General features: G+C 68.6%; 19 protein-coding genes. 12 read left to right on the plus strand and 7 right to left on the minus strand.

The genetic code is table 11. From position 1 onward, the window contains the following. Window position 1 precedes the first annotated feature (1 nt). From ABGB19_RS03530 to ABGB19_RS03550, 5 genes are read left to right on the plus strand one after another with little or no spacing between them, the layout of a single operon-like run. The gene (locus ABGB19_RS03530; RefSeq protein WP_347684039.1) at window positions 2-970 is read left to right on the plus strand and encodes a zinc-binding dehydrogenase; all 969 of its coding nucleotides are present in this window, start codon (window positions 2-4) and stop codon (window positions 968-970) included. Continuing rightward, on the plus strand, window positions 967-1,713 hold the full coding sequence (locus ABGB19_RS03535; protein ID WP_347684041.1) for an aldolase/citrate lyase family protein: 747 nt from the start codon (window positions 967-969) through the stop codon (window positions 1,711-1,713). Before ABGB19_RS03530 ends, ABGB19_RS03535 begins: the two co-directional genes overlap by 4 nt. Next, window positions 1,710-2,435, plus strand: coding sequence for an SDR family oxidoreductase (locus tag ABGB19_RS03540; protein ID WP_347684043.1), 726 nt, complete (start codon window positions 1,710-1,712; stop codon window positions 2,433-2,435). The genes ABGB19_RS03535 and ABGB19_RS03540 overlap by 4 nt, the downstream gene beginning before the upstream one ends. Beyond that, window positions 2,417-3,934 carry an NAD(P)/FAD-dependent oxidoreductase gene (locus tag ABGB19_RS03545; RefSeq protein WP_347684045.1) on the plus strand — a complete coding sequence of 506 codons (1,518 nt, stop codon included), beginning with the start codon at window positions 2,417-2,419 and terminating at the stop codon, window positions 3,932-3,934. Before ABGB19_RS03540 ends, ABGB19_RS03545 begins: the two co-directional genes overlap by 19 nt. Then, on the plus strand, window positions 3,927-4,850 hold the full coding sequence (locus ABGB19_RS03550; protein WP_347684047.1) for an alpha/beta hydrolase: 924 nt from the start codon (window positions 3,927-3,929) through the stop codon (window positions 4,848-4,850). The genes ABGB19_RS03545 and ABGB19_RS03550 overlap by 8 nt, the downstream gene beginning before the upstream one ends. A gap of 2 nt (window positions 4,851-4,852) precedes the next feature. Here ABGB19_RS03550 and ABGB19_RS03555 read toward each other — a convergent pair whose 3' ends face one another. Continuing rightward, complete coding sequence (locus ABGB19_RS03555; protein WP_347684704.1) at window positions 4,853-5,320, minus strand: SRPBCC family protein; 468 nt, start codon at window positions 5,318-5,320, stop codon at window positions 4,853-4,855. Window positions 5,321-5,386: 66 nt separating this feature from the next. Between ABGB19_RS03555 and ABGB19_RS03560 the strand changes: the two genes are divergently transcribed. Beyond that, complete coding sequence (locus tag ABGB19_RS03560) at window positions 5,387-6,544, plus strand: acyl-CoA dehydrogenase family protein (protein WP_347684049.1); 1,158 nt, start codon at window positions 5,387-5,389, stop codon at window positions 6,542-6,544. Here ABGB19_RS03560 and ABGB19_RS03565 read toward each other — a convergent pair. Continuing rightward, window positions 6,541-7,473, minus strand: a complete 933-nt coding sequence (locus tag ABGB19_RS03565; protein WP_347684051.1) for an LLM class flavin-dependent oxidoreductase — start codon at window positions 7,471-7,473, stop codon at window positions 6,541-6,543. The genes ABGB19_RS03560 and ABGB19_RS03565 overlap by 4 nt on opposite strands. A 208-nt stretch (window positions 7,474-7,681) precedes the next feature. On the opposite strand from ABGB19_RS03565, the gene ABGB19_RS03570 reads away from it, so the two are divergent. Then, window positions 7,682-8,602, plus strand: coding sequence for an LLM class F420-dependent oxidoreductase (locus tag ABGB19_RS03570; protein ID WP_347684053.1), 921 nt, complete (start codon window positions 7,682-7,684; stop codon window positions 8,600-8,602). Window positions 8,603-8,616: 14 nt separating this feature from the next. On the opposite strand, the gene ABGB19_RS03575 is transcribed toward ABGB19_RS03570, so the two are convergent. Next, entirely contained in the window at window positions 8,617-9,351 is a 735-nt protein-coding gene (locus ABGB19_RS03575) for a DUF427 domain-containing protein (RefSeq protein ID WP_347684055.1), read from the minus strand. 108 nt (window positions 9,352-9,459) lie between these two features. On the opposite strand from ABGB19_RS03575, the gene ABGB19_RS03580 reads away from it, so the two are divergent. After that, window positions 9,460-10,887 (plus strand): wax ester/triacylglycerol synthase family O-acyltransferase, encoded by a 1,428-nt coding sequence (locus ABGB19_RS03580; protein WP_347684057.1) that lies wholly within the window; start codon window positions 9,460-9,462, stop codon window positions 10,885-10,887. A 120-nt stretch (window positions 10,888-11,007) separates the two neighbouring features. After that, the gene (locus ABGB19_RS03585; RefSeq protein ID WP_347684059.1) at window positions 11,008-11,559 is read left to right on the plus strand and encodes a hypothetical protein; all 552 of its coding nucleotides are present in this window, start codon (window positions 11,008-11,010) and stop codon (window positions 11,557-11,559) included. Here ABGB19_RS03585 and ABGB19_RS03590 read toward each other — a convergent pair. Continuing rightward, a complete protein-coding gene (locus ABGB19_RS03590) occupies window positions 11,556-11,810 on the minus strand; it encodes a DUF2631 domain-containing protein (RefSeq protein ID WP_347684061.1) in 255 nt (84 codons plus the stop codon). The genes ABGB19_RS03585 and ABGB19_RS03590 overlap by 4 nt on opposite strands. Window positions 11,811-11,889: 79 nt before the next feature. Between ABGB19_RS03590 and ABGB19_RS03595 the strand changes: the two genes are divergently transcribed. Further along, a complete protein-coding gene (locus ABGB19_RS03595; protein WP_347684063.1) occupies window positions 11,890-12,750 on the plus strand; it encodes a mycofactocin-coupled SDR family oxidoreductase in 861 nt (286 codons plus the stop codon). 3 nt (window positions 12,751-12,753) lie between these two features. Here ABGB19_RS03595 and ABGB19_RS03600 read toward each other — a convergent pair whose 3' ends face one another. Continuing rightward, window positions 12,754-14,046 (minus strand): deoxyribodipyrimidine photo-lyase, encoded by a 1,293-nt coding sequence (locus ABGB19_RS03600; protein ID WP_347684065.1) that lies wholly within the window; start codon window positions 14,044-14,046, stop codon window positions 12,754-12,756. A 39-nt stretch (window positions 14,047-14,085) separates the two neighbouring features. On the opposite strand from ABGB19_RS03600, the gene ABGB19_RS03605 reads away from it, so the two are divergent. Together ABGB19_RS03605 and ABGB19_RS03610 are read left to right on the plus strand one after the other, a co-directional pair. After that, complete coding sequence (locus ABGB19_RS03605; protein WP_347684067.1) at window positions 14,086-14,955, plus strand: TIGR03619 family F420-dependent LLM class oxidoreductase; 870 nt, start codon at window positions 14,086-14,088, stop codon at window positions 14,953-14,955. Beyond that, window positions 14,952-15,362, plus strand: coding sequence for an ester cyclase (locus tag ABGB19_RS03610; protein WP_347684069.1), 411 nt, complete (start codon window positions 14,952-14,954; stop codon window positions 15,360-15,362). Before ABGB19_RS03605 ends, ABGB19_RS03610 begins: the two co-directional genes overlap by 4 nt. 69 nt (window positions 15,363-15,431) lie before the next feature. Here ABGB19_RS03610 and ABGB19_RS03615 read toward each other — a convergent pair whose 3' ends face one another. Beyond that, window positions 15,432-15,953: a fasciclin domain-containing protein gene (locus ABGB19_RS03615; RefSeq protein ID WP_347684706.1), complete on the minus strand. Its 522-nt coding sequence runs from the start codon at window positions 15,951-15,953 to the stop codon at window positions 15,432-15,434. A 162-nt stretch (window positions 15,954-16,115) separates the two neighbouring features. Continuing rightward, window positions 16,116-17,858, minus strand: a complete 1,743-nt coding sequence (locus ABGB19_RS03620; RefSeq protein WP_347684071.1) for a cytochrome c biogenesis protein DipZ — start codon at window positions 17,856-17,858, stop codon at window positions 16,116-16,118. Window positions 17,859-17,912: the final 54 nt, after the last annotated feature.

The raw sequence follows: 17,912 nt of genomic DNA on the forward strand, positions 1-17,912 counted from the left end.
CGTGTGGTCGTACCGACTGGTCGCGCCGTACACCTTCGAGCGCGTCGACATCCCGGAGAAGACCCCGGACTCGCTCGACGACCGGCAGGTGCTGCTGCGCTTCCACGCCGCCGGCGTATGCGGCAGTGACATTCCGCCGTTTCGCGGGGTGCGGGGCAAGATCCCGGGCGACACGGGGTTGAGTGCAGCAGAGTTGCCGGGCTTTCCGATCCACGAGGTCGTCGGCGAGGTGATCGCCAGCCGTCATCCGGACCACGCGCCCGCAGACCTCGTGGTGGGATGGGCCTCGGGCTTCGACGGTCTGGCGGAGTTCGTCGTCGCCGACGGGGACGGCCTGGCGTCCTATGATTCGGCGCTGCGCCCACAACACGCCGTGGCGCTGCAGCCGCTGGCATGTGTGCTCTATGCGGTCGAACAACTGCCCGACCTCACGGGATTGCATGTCGCGGTGATCGGACAGGGGTCGATCGGCCTGCTGTTCTCCTACGCCGCAAAGGCTTCGGGTGCCCGGCAGGTGACCGGCGTCGATCCCGTCGACCGGGACACGGTCGCCAAGGAGTTCGGTGTGGACACCATCGTCCGCGCGACCAGCGACCGGTGGGTCAGTCATCTCGACGTCGGCGACCGGCCGGACGTCGTGATCGAGGCCGTCGGCCATCAGGTCGCCACCCTCGGTCACGCGATCGACGCCGCTGCGCCGGGTGGCACCGTCTTCTACTTCGGGGTGCCCGACGACGACAGCTATCCCATCAGCATGCGAACCATGCTGCGCAACAACCTGACGCTCAAGTCCGGTGTGACGCTGGAGAGGCGACGGGTCCTGGCCGCCGCCGGTGAATTCGCCCGTCGACATCCCGATCTGCTGCCGGCCTACGTCACGCACACGTTCGGCGTCGAGGAGGCGCAGGCGGCGTTCGAGTTGGCGAGCCGCCCGGTGCCGGAGCGCATCAAGATAGCGATCGCCGAATGACGTCCAGCCGATTGCAGCAGGCCCTCGCCGCCAAGGAACGCATCTACGGCGGGTGGATCGTCGGGCCGACCATCATCGGGCCGGAGGAGTTCGCCCGGGCCGGATACGACTACGTCGGATTCGACGTCCAGCATGGCTATCTCGACGACGCCGCCGTCGCGCTGCTGTTGCGCCGCTCGGAGCATGTCCCGATCGCGACCGCGGTGCGCTTCGCGTCGGCCGATCCCGCGCCCATCGGCCGCGTCCTCGACGCAGGGGCCGACGCGGTCATCGTGGCGATGGTGGAGTCGGCCGAGCAGGCCCGGGCGGCGGTCGCCGCGACGCGGTATGCCCCTGCGGGAGTGCGCAGTTACGGGCCGCTGCGGGCCGGTCTCGGCCGTGATCCCGCCGAGCACGAGGCCCGGGTCGGTGTGTTCGTGATGATCGAGAGCGCGCGAGGGCTGGCGGCCCTGGACGAGATCTGCGCCGTCCCCGGCGTTTCCGGTGTCTATGTCGGGCCGGCGGATCTGGCGATCACGCTCGGCGTCGCCCCGTCCGACGCGTGGACCGCGCCCGTGGTGGCCGACGCCATCGCCAGGACCCGGGCCACGGCGGCCGCAGCCGGTCTGGTGACCGGTATTCACGCAGGTGCGGGTAAACCCGCGAAGGCAATGGCCGAGTTGGGGTTTCGAATGCTCACGCTCGCCTCGGAGTCGCAGTCGCTGCGGCGCGGCGCGGCCGATATCTTAAAGGATGCGCAATGACAGGGGACCGCGTCGCGTTGGTGACGGGCGCAGCACGCGGCCAGGGGACAGCGATCGTGCGACGGCTCCACGAGGACGGCTTCCGCATCGCCGCCTGCGACGTCCGGATGGACGAACTCCTGGCCGGCGTCGATGAACTCGGCGGCGACACGGTCATCGCGGTGCCGCTCGACGTCACCTCACCCGAGCAGTGGAGCGACGCTGTGAGCCGCACCGTTGAGCGCTTCGGTGCGCTGAGCACCCTGGTCAACAACGCCGGTGTGCTGCACCGCGCCGCGCTGGGCGACGAGACGGCCGAGGGCTTCGAAAGCAGTTGGCGCTTCAACTGCTTCGGGCCGTTTCTGGGCATCAAGGCCGCGCTCGGGCATCTTCGGCAGGCCGACGGAGCGTCGATCGTCAACACGTGCAGCACCGGCGCGATCCGGGCCTTCCCCAATCACGCCGCCTACGGGTCGTCGAAGTGGGCGCTGCGTGGCCTCACCCAGATCGCGGCCGCCGAACTGGGGGCCGACGGGATACGGGTCAACGCGGTGTTCCCCGGCCCGATCGAGACGCCGATGCTCGACGAGGCGGCCAGAGCCCGGATCACGGCTTCGTTCGGCAGGCTCGGCAAGCCGATGGAGGTGGCGCACGTGGTCGCCTTCCTGGTCTCCGAGGCCGCGTCGTTCATGACCGGCGCCGAACTCATCGTGGACGGAGGGCAATGCCTGCGGATCGGATGAACCTGTCGGTCGGCATCATCGGCGCCGGGCCGGGCGGTCTCGCGCTCGGGATCTTCCTGCGCAAGGCCGGCTTTCGCGACTTCACGATCTTCGACCGCGAGGACGGCGTCGGGGGAACCTGGCGGATCAACACCTACCCGGGGCTCGCCTGCGACGTGAAATCGCACCTGTACAGCTATTCGTTCGACCTGAACGCCGACTGGTCGCGGCTGTGGTCGGGGCAGTCGGAGATCCTCGAATACTTCGAACGCTGCACGCGGCGTTACGAACTCGGACCCCACCTCAAGCTGGGCACCGAGGTCGTATCGGCCGAGTGGGACGGCGAATCCGGCGCGTGGCATCTGGCGACGGCCGACGGGCGGCACCACAGATTCGACATCGTGATCTCGGCGGTCGGGTTGTTCACCCAGCCGGTGATGCCGGACCTCGTCGAGGAGGAACCGTTCACCGGAACGCTGATGCACACCGCGCGGTGGGACCACTCCGTCGACCTCGCCGGTGCCCGGGTAGCGGTGCTGGGGACGGGATCCACTGCAGCACAGCTTGTTCCGGAGGTTGCCAAGGTCGCAGCGAAGGTGTACTCGGTGCAGCGCTCACCGACCTGGATCCTGCCCAAGCCCGACCGGCCGTACACCGAGCGGGAGAAGTGGGTGTTCCGCAACGTCCCGCTCGCGAAGAAGATCTACCGAACCCGGCTGTGGCTGCGCAGCGAGTCGAACATCTCGGTCATCGAGCACGGTAGCGACAAGACGCAGGAGTTCAAGGGCATCGCGTTGAGGGTGCTCGAAGCGACGGTGCCCGACGAGGAGTTGCGCCGCAAACTGACGCCGGACCATCCATTCGGCTGCAAGCGCCTGGTGTTCGCCACGGACTACTTGCAGACCCTCACCCAGCCGCACGTCGAGGTGATCTCGAGCCCCGCGAAGTCCCTGCGGGCCCGGTCCCTGGTGACCGCGGACGGTACCGTACTCGACGTCGACGCGGTGCTCTGCGCGACCGGCTATGCGGCCGCCGACTACCTCGGCCAGATCGACGTCGTCGGCGAGAACGGCGTGACGTTGCGCGAGACGTGGGCCGACGGTGCCTATGCCTACCTCGGCATGGCGGTGCCCGGATTCCCGAACTTCTTCATGCTCTACGGACCCAACACGAACGTCGGTTCCAACAGCGTCATCTTCATGCTGGAGGCCCAGGCTCACTACATCGTGCGCGCGTTGAGGCACATGCGGCGCAGGGGTAAGGCTTACGTCGCCGTTCGGCCGCAGGCGATGAACGCTTTCCTCGCGAAGGTCGACGACTGGATGCAGGGGACGGTCTGGCTCACCCGCTGCAGCAACTACTTTCGCGCCGCGAACGGGAGGGTGGTCACCCAGTGGCCGCGCAGCGCCCGCGCGTTCTGGGGTATGACCAGGCGTTTCAAGGCCTCCGATTACGTGTTCGAGCTCCCGCTGCGGTCACCGGCGGCGTCGCCCGAAACCCGGACGGCGGAACATGCGTAGCGTCGTGGACATCGTCGACCGGCTCGACCCGGCCCTGCGCCACCTGGCCGACGCGCGCACCGACCTGTCGTCGAACCTGCTCGGCGTCGTCCGCGACTCGCTGAACCAGCGGCGCGCCGAGACGGCCAGGCACGTCAGCACCGTCGGCATCGAGTTCGAGAACCGCGATGCGGGCTCAATCCCGGTGCGCATCTACCGCAGTGGCGCACCGCCGTCTCCGACGGTAATCTATTGCCACGCAGGAGCGTTCGTGCTGGGCAACCTCGACACCGACCACCTGCAGTGCATCGAGCTCGCCCGCCGCGCCGCCTGCACGGTGATCTCGGTGGACTACCGGCTGGCACCGGAGCATCCCTATCCCGCCGCGGCCGACGACGCGTTGAGCGTGCTGCGGTGGGCGGTCACGAGCGCGGCCGAACTGGGCGTCGACACCAGCAGGATCGCCGTCGCGGGCAGCAGTGCGGGCGCCGCGCTCGCCGCGGGGCTCGCGCAGCGCTCCGCCGCCGGCTCGGCGCCGTCCGTCGCGTTCCAGCTGCTGCATCAGCCGGTGCTCGACGATCGACCGACGCCATCGAAGAAGGAGTTCGCCGCGACACCGGGATTCGACGGGCCGGCCACCGAGCAGATGTGGCGGCACTATCTGGCCGGCGATGCCGTCCCGGACGGCGCGGTACCTGCCCGCGCCGGGGACCTGTCCGAGGTGGCGCCGGCCCTGATCACCTGCTCCGAGCTCGATCCGTTGCGCGACGAGACAATCGACTACGCACAGCGGCTCATGGCAGCCGGTGTCGCTACCGAACTGCACGTCTTCCCCGGGACGGTGCACGGATTCGACTCGTTGCTGCCCGAGTGGGAGATCAGCATGCGGCTCTTCGACCTACAGGGCAACGCGCTGCGGCGTGCGCTGCACGGCTGACGTCAGCCCAGTTCGCGCGCGATCGCCGCGTGGTAGGCGTCGATGTTCGCCGGATTGGTCTGCTTGAACAGCGCATCCGGCAGCGGCGCGTGCTTGTACGCCTCGATCGTCATCGTCCTGGTGAACAACGTGACATCCGCGCCGGGTTCGGTGAAGTGGTACTGCACGGTGATCCGGCCCTCCATGCCGCCGCTGCCGTCGGCGTCATGACCGAGCCGGCCCACGGAGTTGAACACCCAGAGCTTCGGGCGCATGGCGATCGCCAGGTGCCAGGTGAAGATGCGGTTGCCGTCCGGACCCGACTCCGTCCACGTGTCGCCGACCTCGAGCGGCAACCTGTCCGGTAACGCGCCGACGTGAGTGCTGCCGGGATAGGTCTTGGTCCAGTTCGCCGGGTTGGTCACGAAGTCGTAGATCGTCTCCGGCGCCTGGTGGAACGCGGTTTCGGAACTGGAGGTGACGATGCCCACGGTGATGCCCTTCGTCCGGTGTCGGCTCATCTTTACAAATACGGACCGAAGTGTCACGGTGGGGTGGTGGATTTCTCGCATGTCGAACTCAGCGAAGACGACGTGGCCTTCCGGGACGGCTTGCGTGACTTCTTGCAGACGATCGTGACCGACGAGGTCATCGCCCGCGACCGTGCGACGGGGGAGAATTTCGACGAGGGTGTGCATCTGGCGCTCGGGGCGCAGGGTTACCTCGTCGCCGACTACCGGCTCGACTCCGACGGCGGCTTCAGCCGGGTTCGTCGCCGCATCTGGGAACTGGAGATCGGCCGGGCGCACACGCCGTGGTTCCACTGGGGCACGACGGCGATGGTCGCCCGCAGCGTCGAGCAGTTCGGATCGGAGGCCCTCAAGGGCGAAGTGCTTCCCAAGGTGCTGTCGGGTCACTATCGGCTGTGTCTGGGATACACCGAGCCCGAGGGCGGATCGGACGTGGCGACCTGCAAGACGCGCGCAGTGCGCGACGGTGACGGTTGGATCATCAACGGTTCCAAGATGTTCACGTCGAACGCCCAGAACGCGCAGTACGTCTTCCTGGTCACCAACACCGATCCGGACGCGCCGAAGCACCAGAGCCTGACGATGTTCCTGGTGCCGCTGGACCGGCCGGGGGTGGAGATCCAGCCGATCCGCACCGTCGACGGGGACCGCACCAACATCACCTACTACAGCGATGTCCGCATCGAGGACCGGTATCGCGTCGGCGAGGTCAACGCCGGCTGGAAAGTGTTGCGCGAGGCGCTCAACGCCGAACACGGCACGGTGGAGCGGCTGGACGACGGGCTGCAGAAGATCGCGGCGATGTCGGAGCACCTGCTTCTGCTCGCCGAGGCGATCGACCGCGTGGCGGCGGTGGCCGGCGACGAGGATTCCGCACGGTACCGCCTCGGCCGTGCCATCGCGCGGATGGAGGCGGCGACGAGCACACCCGGGATGTTCGGCCGGGTCGCGATCGCGCAGACGATGCGCGACGTGACACCGGATCTGATGGACCTGCTGGGCGCGGCGGCCACCCTGCCAGTCGGCACCGAAGGCGCCGCCGACGACGGCGCGGCCGAATACGTCTTCCGATTGGCCGGGCCCACCGGCATCTACGGCGGCACGCTCGAGGTGTTCCGCAACATGATCGCCCAGCAGGCGCTGGGGCTCGGACGGCCGGCGTACGCGCCGCCGGTGAAACGCTAGAGCCGCGCGACGACCTCGGAGGCGAGCAGCTCGAGCGTCTCGTCGGATCCGCGGTCGTGAGTGAACAGCACGATCTGACCGAAGCCGAGCGCTGAAAGCTCGTGGATGCGGTCGACGATCGCCGGTGGCGTGCCGATCAGGCCGCCCTCGTGCAGTCCGAAAGCCGGTACGCCGAACCGCTTCTCGGCGAGCTGCCGCACCGCGGGCAATGCGGCATCGTCGGGGGCGAGCGCCATCACCGCCTCGACCGACAGCACGATCGACGACGGGTCGCGGCCGATGTCCGAGCAGATCGACCGCAGCACCTCCGCCTTGTGCTCGAGTTCACCGAGCGCGTAAGTCGGCACGTTCCACACGTCCGCGTAGCGGGCGACCAACGGCAGCGTGTACTTCTCGCCGACACCGCCCACCACGAGCGGTGGGCGTGGCCGCCGTGCCGGACCCGGTTTGACGGGAAAGTCCCGCACCGTGAAGTGTTTGCCCTGCAGGTCGATTCGCTCGTCGGCGAACGCCTGGGTGAGTATTTCGAGCGTCTCGCCGAGCCGTTCGGAGCGCTCCCGGAAGCTGCCCCAGGGCAGGCCGACGCGGTCGTGCTCGTCTTCGATGGAACCGCTGCCGATCCCCAGCTGCAGCCGGCCCGCCGAGATGTGGTCGAGGGTGGTGGCCATCTTCGCGAGCACCACGGGGTGGCGAAACTGGTTGCACAACACCATGTGCCCGATCTGAATGCGCTCCGTTCGGCTGAGCAGCGCGGTCGCCAGCGTCCACGCCTCCAGCGACGGGTACTCCGGCATGCCGGGACCGTAGAGGTGGTCGTAGAGCCACAACGAGTCGATGCCGAGCGCGTCGCAGCGCTGGGCGCGGTGCAGCACCTGCTCGAAGGTGAAGCCCATCTGGGGCAGGTACACACCGATCTCGGGTCTGGTCACGCCCGCAGCTCCAATCGTCCGTGCGTGATGATGGTCGAGCGATGGGCCCGGGAGTCACCTCCCGGAGAGGGGCCATGCACCGCGGGCGACAGCGCGATCTCGCCCAAGTTCGGTGCTCCCTTCGCGGACCCAACGCTGTACTTTCGGTGGTTCGCATGGTAACGACATTCTCGTAAAACGAGAAGAATGTTCTGAGCGGAGCGATGACATGCGGTTCACGTTCACCCACCCGATGCACAGCCATCCCTACAACCCGGAGCTGGTCACCGGCGATGGCATCGCCACGGTCGCGGCGGCGGCCGAGGCGGCGGGGTTCGACGGTTTCGGGTTCACCGATCACCCCGCGCCCACCCAGCGGTGGCTCGAGGCGGGCGGGCACGACGCGGTCGATCCGTTCGTGGCGATGGGCTTCGCGGCCGCCAGGACGGCGACACTGCGGCTGATCCCGAACATCGTGGTGCTGCCGTACCGCAACCCGTTCGTGGTGGCCAAGTCCGGAGCCACGCTCGACCTGTTGTCGAACGGGCGGTTCACGCTGGCTGTCGGCGTCGGCTACCTCAAGCGCGAATTCGCCGCTCTGGGTGTGGATTTCGACGACCGGGCGGCCATTTTCGAGGAGGCGCTGGAAGTCATCCGCGGCATCTGGACCACCGACGACTTCAGTTACGAGGGAAAGACGTTCACCGCCAAGGGCATCACTGCCCACCCGCGGCCGGTGAGCACGCCGCACCCGCCGATCTGGGTCGGTGGCAACACCGCCGCGGCGCGCAAACGCGTCGTCAAGTACGGCAACGGCTGGTGCCCGTTCGCGGCACCCGCGGTGCTGGCGCAGACGGCGCGCACCGCGGAGATGGACGCCGACGGGCTCGCCGCGGGCATCGAGGACCTGCGCCGGCGGTGCGACGAGGCGGGGCGGGATCCGGCGGCGGTCGACGTGGCGTTCACCAACGCCGACGGCGGGAGCCCCGGTAGTGACGACTTCAACACCGACGAGTATCTGGCGGGCCTGGAGAAACTCGCCGCCGTCGGCGTCACGTGGGTTCAGGTCGGCCTGCCGGGCGACAGCCTCGCCCATGTGCTCGAGACCATCGAGCGCTTCGGGAAGTCGGTGATCGCCGCGGCGAGGTGACGCCGAAGGTGAAGTTATGCGCGACTTTCGGCGCTTGAAATCGCCGCGCCGTGTTGAGGCACATGCTCACGTTCGAACTGGGGAAGCTCCGCCGACACCTGCGCACGGGCGGCGTCGAAGCTGAAGAACCCCTCGATGGGTGAGGTCTCGGGCGGGGTGTCCGGATAGCTCCACGCGACGTCCTCGACGACGGCATCGCCGATCACCGCCGACCAGTAGCGCGCGTGGCCTTTGTAGTTGCAGTAACTGGTGGTGTGCGACGCGCGCAGCAGGTCGGTGCGGACGTGCGACGGGTCGACGTAGAGGCGCGGCTCGACGGAGGTCTCGAAAACGATCACCGTCTCGGCGGTGTCGACCAGGACCGTTCCCGCCGCAGACACCCGCAGGCCGCGCCGGGTCGGCCGGCAGTCGACCCGGTGGTAGGGGTTGGGGGGATAGTGGACGAGCTCGCGGCCCTCTTCCAGCCATGTGTCGACCGCATCCCACGGCACCCGCACGAAACCGGGCGCCTCCGGCACGGGCTCGCTCGGCAGGTCGCCGACGTCCTCGGCGGCAAACGCATAGCTGAGCGCTTGCCCCCGGCGGTGCACCATCAGCACGTGCTCGGTGTCGAGCGCGACGCGCCCGCCACGCAGCGCCCGCACCCGCCGCGGGTGCGGTTCGACGAACACCACGTCGGGCGGCAGCGGCGGGGTGAACCAACCCGCGGGATCTGTGCTCAGCGGACCTCGGCCGGCGACGAGACTCATGGACACAGCTTTACAAATCGATGACGGCGCGTCACTTCTTCGGCGAACCGGCATAGCGACGAGTGGAATTGGGGATACGAAGGGTCAGTCGGCGCGAGGGGTGGAGAAATGAAGCGACTCAACGGGGTGGACGCGCTGATGCTGTACAGCGAGACCCCCTCGATTCACATGCACACGCTGAAGGTCGGCATCCTCGACGTGTCGGCGGTGGACGGCTACGACTTCGAGCTCTTCCGGCAGATCGCCTACCCGCGGCTCATGGCGCTGTCGGCGCTGCGCTACCAACTAGTCGACATCCCGCTGCGGCTGCACCATCCCATGTGGGTGGAGAACGACGACATCGACCTCGACTACCACGTCCGGCCGGCGCGCGTGCCCGCGCCCGGCGGCAGGCGCGAGCTCGACCAGCTCATCGGCGAGATCGCCAGCACACCGCTGGACCGCAGCCGCCCGCTCTGGGAGATGTACGTCGCCGACGGCCTGGCCGACGACCGCATCGCGATCATCCACAAGGTCCATCACGTGCTGGCCGACGGCGTCGCGTCGGCCAATCAGATGGCCAAGGCCATCCAGCCGGACGAGCCGTCGCCGGACACCGCGATCGCCCATGCCGCGGACGTCACGACGGCTGAGCTGCTGAAGGCGGCCGGGCGCGACCACGCGGTGCTGATCCGCAGGCTGCCCCGACTGGTCGGCGAGACGACGACCGGGATATCGCGGGTGCGCAGGCGCGCCAAGGAGCGCGGCCGTCACCCCGAGCTGGCCCGCAGCTTCGCGCCGCCGCCGACGTTCCTCAACCACGTCGTCTCGCCGGGGCGACGGTTCGCGACCACGCCGCTGAACCTCGCGGAGGTCAAGGAGACCGGCAAGCACCTGGGTGTCACGCTCAACGACATCGTGCTGGCGACGGCGGCGGGGGCGCTGCGCAAGCTGTTGCTGCGCTACGACGGGCGCGCCGACGCACCGTTGATCGCGGGTGTTCCGGTGAGCACCAACCCGTCGCCGGAGCGGTTGACGGGCAACGAGTTCACCTACATGACGCCGTCGCTACCGGTGCACATCGACGACCCGCTAGAGCGGGTCAGGCTCACCTCGGTCGCGACGAAGATCGCCAAGGAGAACCACCTGCTGCTGGGGCCGGCGGTGCTGCCCGCCTGGATGTCCTACCTGCCGCCCGCGGTGGCGCCGCAGTTCTTCCGGATGCAGGCCGCCCGGATGGAGTCCGGCACGGTGATGAACCTGACGATCTCCAACGTGCCGGGGCCAAAGCAGCGCGGCCGGATCGAGGGCGGCACCGTCAGCGAGATCTATTCGGTCGGGCCCCTCGTCACCGGCAGCGGAATGAACATCACGGTGTGGAGCTACGTCGACCAGCTCGCGATCTCCGTGCTGACCGACGACCGCACGCTCGACGACCCGCACGAGGCGACCGACGCCATGTTCGACGCCTTCACCGAGATCCGCCGCGCCGCCGGGTTGTCGGAGGAGCTCGCGCCGGTGGGCGCCGCGCTTCCGCGCGCCGCGGCGCTCACCTGACGGCGGCACGCCGAACTCGAACGAATCGGACCTTTACAGATCCCCGCGATAGTGTCACGCTCTAGGGGTGCCGCCGACGGCCCTCGATGAGCGTCGCTGATTCGATCGGATAGGACTCTTATGGCAACGCGATCTCTTCCAGCCGACCACTGCGCCGACGAGGTGGGGGAGGGTGCGGGACGCATCAACGACCATCAGCTGACCGTGCTGGCAGCAAGCCTCGCCGATGTGGTGCAGTTGGCGGGCGGCTGGCTGTTCGACCAGGCCCGGGCCGGTTGGGACGTCGACGTGTGGGTCCCGGGACGCTTCGATCGGCGGCCGCTGACGATTCTGGGTGCGGGCTGCCTGGACGGAGACAGCGGCTCGGTCCTGCGGGACGTTCCTCACACCGGCGCGCTGGCGGTCACCGCCGACCTGCCGCGGGTCGACCCGGACGTCCGCGCCCTGGTGCTGGAATCGGCCCGGCGCGCTACGTCCGAGGTGACGGTGCTGGGAGCATGGCCCGCCGAACTGGGCGGTCCGGTCGATCCGGCAGAGCACCGCTTGAGCGTCGCGGCGCGGGCATTCAAGGCCCTGGCGCTCTCGGCGGCATCGGTAGCCGGCGACGTCATCGCCACCGAGACGCTGTACGAGGTCCGCGCGGAGGCGCTGCGGCCGCTGTATCCGGTCTAGCGGATCCAGCCGCGGCGGCGCAGCCACCAGTCACGCCCGACCGCGATCAGGATGGCCGCGGCGAAGCCGATGAGGAAGAGGTCCTCGACGCGGCCGGTGTGGTTGCCGTGCAGCATGAACAGCAGGAACGCCGCCGCCAGGATTCCGCCGAGGTGGATGAGCTTGTGGTTCTCCGCCGACCAGCCCCACTCCGCGGACGGCACGTCTTCGACGTCGACCCCGGTGTGTCGCTCCACCTCAGTGCTGGCCACGGCTGCTCCTCACGGTCGGGCTTGATTCTGCCGACATTCTCGCATAGCTCTACTACGCGCCGCCGTAGGGTGATGCGTCATGACACTGCGGACGCGAGGAGCGCACGGGCAACAGCAGTTCGAGGGCAAAGTCGCCTTCATCACCGGCGCCGCCCGCGGCCAGGGGCGCGCGCACGCGGTGCGGTTCGCCGAGGAGGGCGCCGACATCATCGCCGTCGACCTGTGCGGGCAGATCGAGAGCATCAGCTATCCGATGGCCACCCCGGAGGACCTCGACGAGACCGTCAACCTGGTCGAGAAGACGGGTCGGCGCATCCTCGCCGAACACGGCGACGTCCGCGACTTCGACCTGCTGCGCGATGTCGTCGGCCGCGGTGTCGCCGCGTTCGGCCGCGTCGACTTCGTGCTCGCCAACGCGGGGATCCTGCCCGCCATGGGGGATCGGCGCGGTGAGGTCGCGGCCTTCGTCGACGCCGTCGACGTGATGCTCAAGGGCGTGCACTTCACGATCGAGGCCGCCCTTCCCGCCATGCTGGCGCACGGCGACGGGGGAGCGATCGTCATCACCAGTTCGGCCGCCGGTCTGAAATCGATCAGCCCGGGAACCGACACCATGAGTCACGGCGCGGCCGGCTACAACGCGGCCAAGCACGGTGTCGTCGGGCTCATGCGGTATTACGCGACATCGTTGGCGGAGCGCAACATTCGGGTCAACTCGGTCCATCCCGGTGGGGTGGCGACCCCGATGATCCTCAACGAAGTGGTGGCCGGCTTCGTCGCCGACCACCCGAGGTTCGGCGAGTCGCAGGCGACCCCGCTTCCCGACGGGCTGGTGACGCCCGAGGCCGTCAGCGACGCCATGGTCTACCTGTGCGGTGCGGCGGGGCGCTACCTGACGGGGGTCGCGTTGCCGATCGACGCCGGCCTTGTGGTCAAGTAGCCCTCAGCCCAGCGCGGCGTAGCGACGCAGCGCCTCCTTGCGTTCGGCCGCGTGGTCGACGATCGGCTCCGGGTAGCCGTCGTCGTCGACCTCGGGTACCCAGCGGCGCACGTAGCTGCCGTCGGGATCGAACTTCGCACCCTGCGTCGTGGGGTTGAACACCCGGAAGAACGGCGCCGCGTCGGTGCCCGTCCCGGCGGCCCACTGCCACCCGTGCTGGTTGTTGGCCATGTCGCCGTCGGCCAACTGCTCGAGGAACCAGCGGGCACCCCACTGCCACGGCAGGTGCAGGTCTTTGACCAGGAACGAGGCGACGACCATCCGGACCCGGTTGTGCATCCAGCCGGTCTGGGCCAGTTGCCGCATGCCGGCGTCGACGATCGGGAAGCCGGTCCTGCCCTGTTTCCACGCCTCGAACCGCTGCTGAGCCTCGGGGCCCTCGTCGAACTCCATGTCGTCGAACGAGGAGTTCCAGTTCCACCAGATGCTGCGGGGCCACTCGTGCAGGACCGAGGCGTAGAAGTCGCGAAAGGCCAGCTCCCGCAGATAGGCCTGCGCGCCGTTGCCGCGTCCGAGGTCGACGGCCATGGTGCGGGGATGGATGGAGCCGAATTTCAGGTGCGCCGACATCCGGCTGGTGACGTCGAGGTCCGGGCGGTTGCGGTCATCGGCGTAGCCCTGAAGACCCTTCTGCACGAACGTCTTCCACTGCTTCTCGGCCGCCGTCTCGCCAGCGGGCAGGTCGAGTTTCACGCCGGCGTCGGGGATCTCGACACCGCCGGCGACGCCGGAGGGGTCGATCCACTCGGCCGACTTCGGGCCGGACTTCGCGGGTGCCCGCCACCCGTGTTCGCGCCAGGCGGCGAAGAACGGGGTGAACACCCTGTACGGCGTGCCGTCGCCCTTGGCGACCCGGCCCGGCGACACCAGGTACGGCGAGCCCGATGCCTCGAGCGGGATGCCACCGAGGGCGGCGCGCACCGCGTCGTCACGACGGCGGCCGAACGGCGTGAAGTCACCCGACACGTGCACGGCCGACGCGTCAATCTCCTTGACCAGCTTCGGGATTCGTTGTTCGGGACGCCCCTGGGTGACCAGCAGCCTGCCGTCGAGGTGAGCGCGCAGATCGCGCAGCGCATCGTAGAGGTACTGCAGCCTGCGCGGACCCGACGACTTCTTCAGCCGCGGGTCGAGCACATAGCAGGCCAGCACCTCGCCGTCGCGGGCCGCGGCGTCGAGCAGCGCGGGCAGATCGTGCAGCCGCAGGTCACGCCGGAACCACAACAGCGTTGGCATGGGATTGATGCTGCCCGAAATTCACGGTAAAGAAACAGGATGCAGTTCTGGTCGGGCACCCCGTTCATGAAAACGTCAGAAATCCTGCCGGTGGCGCGGATGCTCGACGAGGCCGGCTACGACGGCGTGATCAGCGCAGACCACATGGTGTACCCGCGCGAGCTGAGCTCGCCGTACCCGGACTCGCCGACCGGTAAGCCCGGGTGGCCACCGGAAACCCCGTGGCCGGACTCCTGGGTGCTGACCGGCGCGATGGCGGCGGTGACCCGGCGGCTGCGGTTCTCCAACGCCGTCTACATCGCGCCCAGCCGCCCCCTGGTGGAGGTCGCGAAGGTGGTTGCGACCGCCTCGGTGCTGTCGGACGGCCGGGTGTCCCTCGGCGTCGGTGTCGGCTGGATGCGCGAGGAGTACGAGCTGATGGGCCAGGACTTCGCGACGCGGGGCAAGCGGCTCGACGAGATGATCCCGGCGCTGCGCGCGCTGTGGCGGGGCGGTTGGGTGTCGTGGAGCGGAAAGCACTACGAGGTGCCGGAGATGATGATCGAACCGCATCCGCGGGAACCGGTGCCGATCCTGTGCGGGGGTGAGTCCGAGGCCGCCCTGCGCCGCGCCAGCCTGCTGTGCGACGGCTGGGTGGGCTACGCCTACGCGTGGGACGACGCCGTGCGGTACGTCGAGAGACTGCGCACCCTGCGGCGCGAATGCGGCCGCGAGAGCGAGCCGTTCGACATCATGCTGGCCCTGCTGGAACCGCCGACCGTGGATCTTTTCAGGCGGGCCGAGGACATCGGCATCACCGCGGTGATGTGCCGCCCGTGGGTCGGGATGGAAGGCGCCTCCGATGTGGAGGCTTACCGCGAACCGATCGAGCGGTTCGCCGAGGCGATCATCGAGAAGGTGCGCGCATGAGCCTCTCGGGTGACGAGGTTCGCGAACTGGTGGTGTCGCTCTACACCACGATCGACCGCCGGGACTGGACGACGCTCGAGGCGCTGGTGTCGCCGCGGGTGGTCGTCGAGGTCGGCAGCGCGCCGCCGATCGGCTGGGACACGTGGCTCGGCCAGTTGCAGGACTTCTCGCGCGCCTTCCCCGATGGCCGTCATCAGATCGAAGAGGTGCTCATCGACGGTTCTCACGGGGTGTCACGGTGCCGGTTCGTCGGGACACACACCGGCGAGTTCCGCGGTGTCGCGCCGACCGGCAGGCAGGTGTCGGTCGGCGGCATTCACATCGACCGCTTCCAGGGCGACATGCTGGTCGCGCACCGCGGTCAACTCGACATCCACGGACTGCTCGGAGCACTCGGAACCGAGTGAGCGGACCGGAGGAGGGCAGTCCTGCTGGGGGTAGCTCGGACTGCCCTCCGGATCCGTTGTGGCACTCGATCAGTTCATCGGGGGCATCAGGACCGTGTCGATCAGGTAGACGGTCGCGTTCGCCGTCTGCACGCCACCGCACACAACCGAGGCGTCGTTCACCTTGAGGCCGCTGCCGTGACCGGTCACGGTGACGTCGGCGCCCTGCACGGTCTTGTGCGTACCGACCACCTGCGCGGGGCTGGCCTGCCCGGGCACCACGTGATAGGTGAGGATGCTCGTCAGAAGCGGGGCGTCGGTCGCGAGCTTGGCGATCGTGGCCTGGTCGATCTTGGCGAACGCCTCATCGGTCGGCGCGAACACGGTGAACTGACCGCCGTTGAGCGTGTCGACGAGGTTCACCTGCGGATTGAGTTGCCCCGAAACCGCTTTCGTCAGCGTCGTCAACAGCGGGTTGTTCGAGGCGGCGACCGCCACCGGGTCCTGGGCCATGCCCATCACCGACCCCGGGCCCACCGGCACCTGCTGCGCATAGCCCGCGCAACCGGGACCTACCATTTCGGCCTGGGCCGTGGTCGCGGTGCCCAGCATAACTGCGGTGGCTCCCACTGCGGCCAAGCCTGCGCTGACGATCTTCTTCCTGGCGTTCATCACTGGCACTCCAATTCGAGAGGGGACGGCTTGTGCCGCCGAAACTTCCTTGCGATCTCTATTCGGAGCAGATGGGGTCTCGGATGGGTCTCGATATTCTGCTCAGCCGTAGGTGAATGAGAATGCCTGCAGGCCTTGGCTCAGCTGGACCTCCAGCACACCGCGGCGGACATCGTCGTCACCGACGAGTTGTCGCAGCGTCGGTGGGCCGTCGACCGCGATCCGGCGGGATTCGCCGTCGCGCGTCACCGTCACCGTCCCGCTGCCCCCGACCACCAGGTAGACGCTGCGGGCGCGGTAGCTCAACCGGACGGTCGAGTCGGGACCCTGGGCGGTGGCACCCTGATAGTCCAGCGCCCACCGGCCGCGAAGCCCAAAACTGTCCTCGGGCAGGCGATCCGGGTACCGGAACGTCGTAATGCCTTCGTCGTAGGGACCGGCCCCGCCGTAGTTGACCACCTTGCCGACGCCGAAGTACGTCTCCGGCGTGAGATCGCGCGGGGGAGTGGCGTCGGCGTTCTCGGTCGGCGGCGGAAGTGAGACCCCCGCGTCGGCGTCCGAAAGCAGTTGCCGGATCAACCTTTCCGTCGTCGCGTAGTCACCTTCGCCGAACTTGATGTGACGCACCGTGCCGTCGGCGTCGATGAGGTACTTGGCCGGCCAATAGCGGTTGCGATAGTTCGTCCAGGTCGAATACTTGGTGTCCAGCGCGACGGGATAGGTGATGTCCAGATCGGCGGCTCCGCTCGCGACGTTGTCGGGCACGCGCTCGAACGCGTACTCCGGGGTGTGCACCCCGATCACCTCGAAGCCGGCGTCCCGGTAGGCGGCGTACCAGTCGACGATGTGCGGAATCGCGCGCTGGCAGTTGATGCACGAATAGGCCCAGAAGTCGACGAGGACCACCTTGCCGCGCAACGCCTTCAGGTCGACCGGTGAGCCGTTCGGCGTGTTGAGCCAACCGGTGATGCCCATCAGGTCGGGGGCCGTACCGCAGCTCTCGAGTTCGGGTGCGCCGTTGGTGCAGTTGGACAGCAACCGGTTCTGGTCGTTGACGAGCCCGCCGAGGTTGAGTTGCTCGCGGATCCGCTCGTCGCCCCCGACCTTCTCCTGCAGTGTGCCCGTGTAGTCCGGGATGGCGCGCTGCAGCGCCGCGGGCAGGTTGAACACCAACGCCAGCGCCAGCAGGATGGTCACGACGCCGGCGGCGACGCGGATCTGGCGCTGGCGGTCGCGGAACGCCGCCACCCGTTCGGCGACGCGGCGGCCCGCGAGCGCGAAGAACAGCAGTGGCAGCGCGGCACCGACGGCGAACGACAGCGTCAACGCCACGGTGCCCACTCCGATGGTGCCGGTGGCGCCCGCGAGGACGATGGCGGCCAGCACGGGTCCCGCGCACGGCACGTACAACACGCCGAGCGCCAGACCGAGGCCGAACCCGCTTCTACCCGAGCCGAACTGCTTCTGTGGCAGCCGGGAGAACGGCTTCTCCAGCAGCTCTTCGACTTTCGGGAAGATCAGCCCGATGCCGATCGCCGTCAGCGCGACCAGGGCCACCCACCGGATGGCGTCCTGCGGTAGCCGCAGCAGTGACAACGCCGCGGAACCGAGCAGGGTCACCGCCGAGAAGCTGACCACCAAACCGGCGATCACCAAGTAGGGCCGCAGCGTCTCGGCCAACCGTGGCTTCGTCGCGAGGGCGGTGCCCGGCTGCCCGTGAGCGGAGGCGTCGACGCGTGCGGTCTGGGTGCCGGAGAAGAAGATCACCGGCAGCACCGGCAGGATGCACGGCGAGATGCCGGTGATCAGTCCGCCGACGAAGCCGATGAGAACGAGGGTGAACACGGCCGGTCCTCAGCATGCGCGAGCCGGCGCGGGATCGCGCATGTGGAGTTCGAA

The sequence above is a fragment of the Mycobacterium sp. B14F4 genome (assembly GCF_039871645.1).
Taxonomy (GTDB): domain Bacteria; phylum Actinomycetota; class Actinomycetes; order Mycobacteriales; family Mycobacteriaceae; genus Mycobacterium.

What these genes read in the sequence shown, in the direction of transcription:
- ABGB19_RS03585 (WP_347684059.1), top strand. Translation starts at nt 11,008, where the DNA reads ATGGCAACGCGATCTCTTCCAGCCGACCACTGCGCCGACGAGGTGGGG.
- ABGB19_RS03580 (WP_347684057.1), top strand. Translation starts at nt 9,460, where the DNA reads ATGAAGCGACTCAACGGGGTGGACGCGCTGATGCTGTACAGCGAGACC.
- ABGB19_RS03540 (WP_347684043.1), top strand. Translation starts at nt 1,710, where the DNA reads ATGACAGGGGACCGCGTCGCGTTGGTGACGGGCGCAGCACGCGGCCAG.
- ABGB19_RS03605 (WP_347684067.1), top strand. Translation starts at nt 14,086, where the DNA reads ATGCAGTTCTGGTCGGGCACCCCGTTCATGAAAACGTCAGAAATCCTG.
- ABGB19_RS03550 (WP_347684047.1), top strand. Translation starts at nt 3,927, where the DNA reads ATGCGTAGCGTCGTGGACATCGTCGACCGGCTCGACCCGGCCCTGCGC.
- ABGB19_RS03610 (WP_347684069.1), top strand. Translation starts at nt 14,952, where the DNA reads ATGAGCCTCTCGGGTGACGAGGTTCGCGAACTGGTGGTGTCGCTCTAC.
- ABGB19_RS03575 (WP_347684055.1), bottom strand. Translation starts at nt 9,351, where the DNA reads ATGAGTCTCGTCGCCGGCCGAGGTCCGCTGAGCACAGATCCCGCGGGT.
- ABGB19_RS03595 (WP_347684063.1), top strand. Translation starts at nt 11,890, where the DNA reads ATGACACTGCGGACGCGAGGAGCGCACGGGCAACAGCAGTTCGAGGGC.
- ABGB19_RS03535 (WP_347684041.1), top strand. Translation starts at nt 967, where the DNA reads ATGACGTCCAGCCGATTGCAGCAGGCCCTCGCCGCCAAGGAACGCATC.
- ABGB19_RS03545 (WP_347684045.1), top strand. Translation starts at nt 2,417, where the DNA reads ATGCCTGCGGATCGGATGAACCTGTCGGTCGGCATCATCGGCGCCGGG.
- ABGB19_RS03570 (WP_347684053.1), top strand. Translation starts at nt 7,682, where the DNA reads ATGCGGTTCACGTTCACCCACCCGATGCACAGCCATCCCTACAACCCG.
- ABGB19_RS03615 (WP_347684706.1), bottom strand. Translation starts at nt 15,953, where the DNA reads ATGCTGGGCACCGCGACCACGGCCCAGGCCGAAATGGTAGGTCCCGGT.
- ABGB19_RS03600 (WP_347684065.1), bottom strand. Translation starts at nt 14,046, where the DNA reads ATGCCAACGCTGTTGTGGTTCCGGCGTGACCTGCGGCTGCACGATCTG.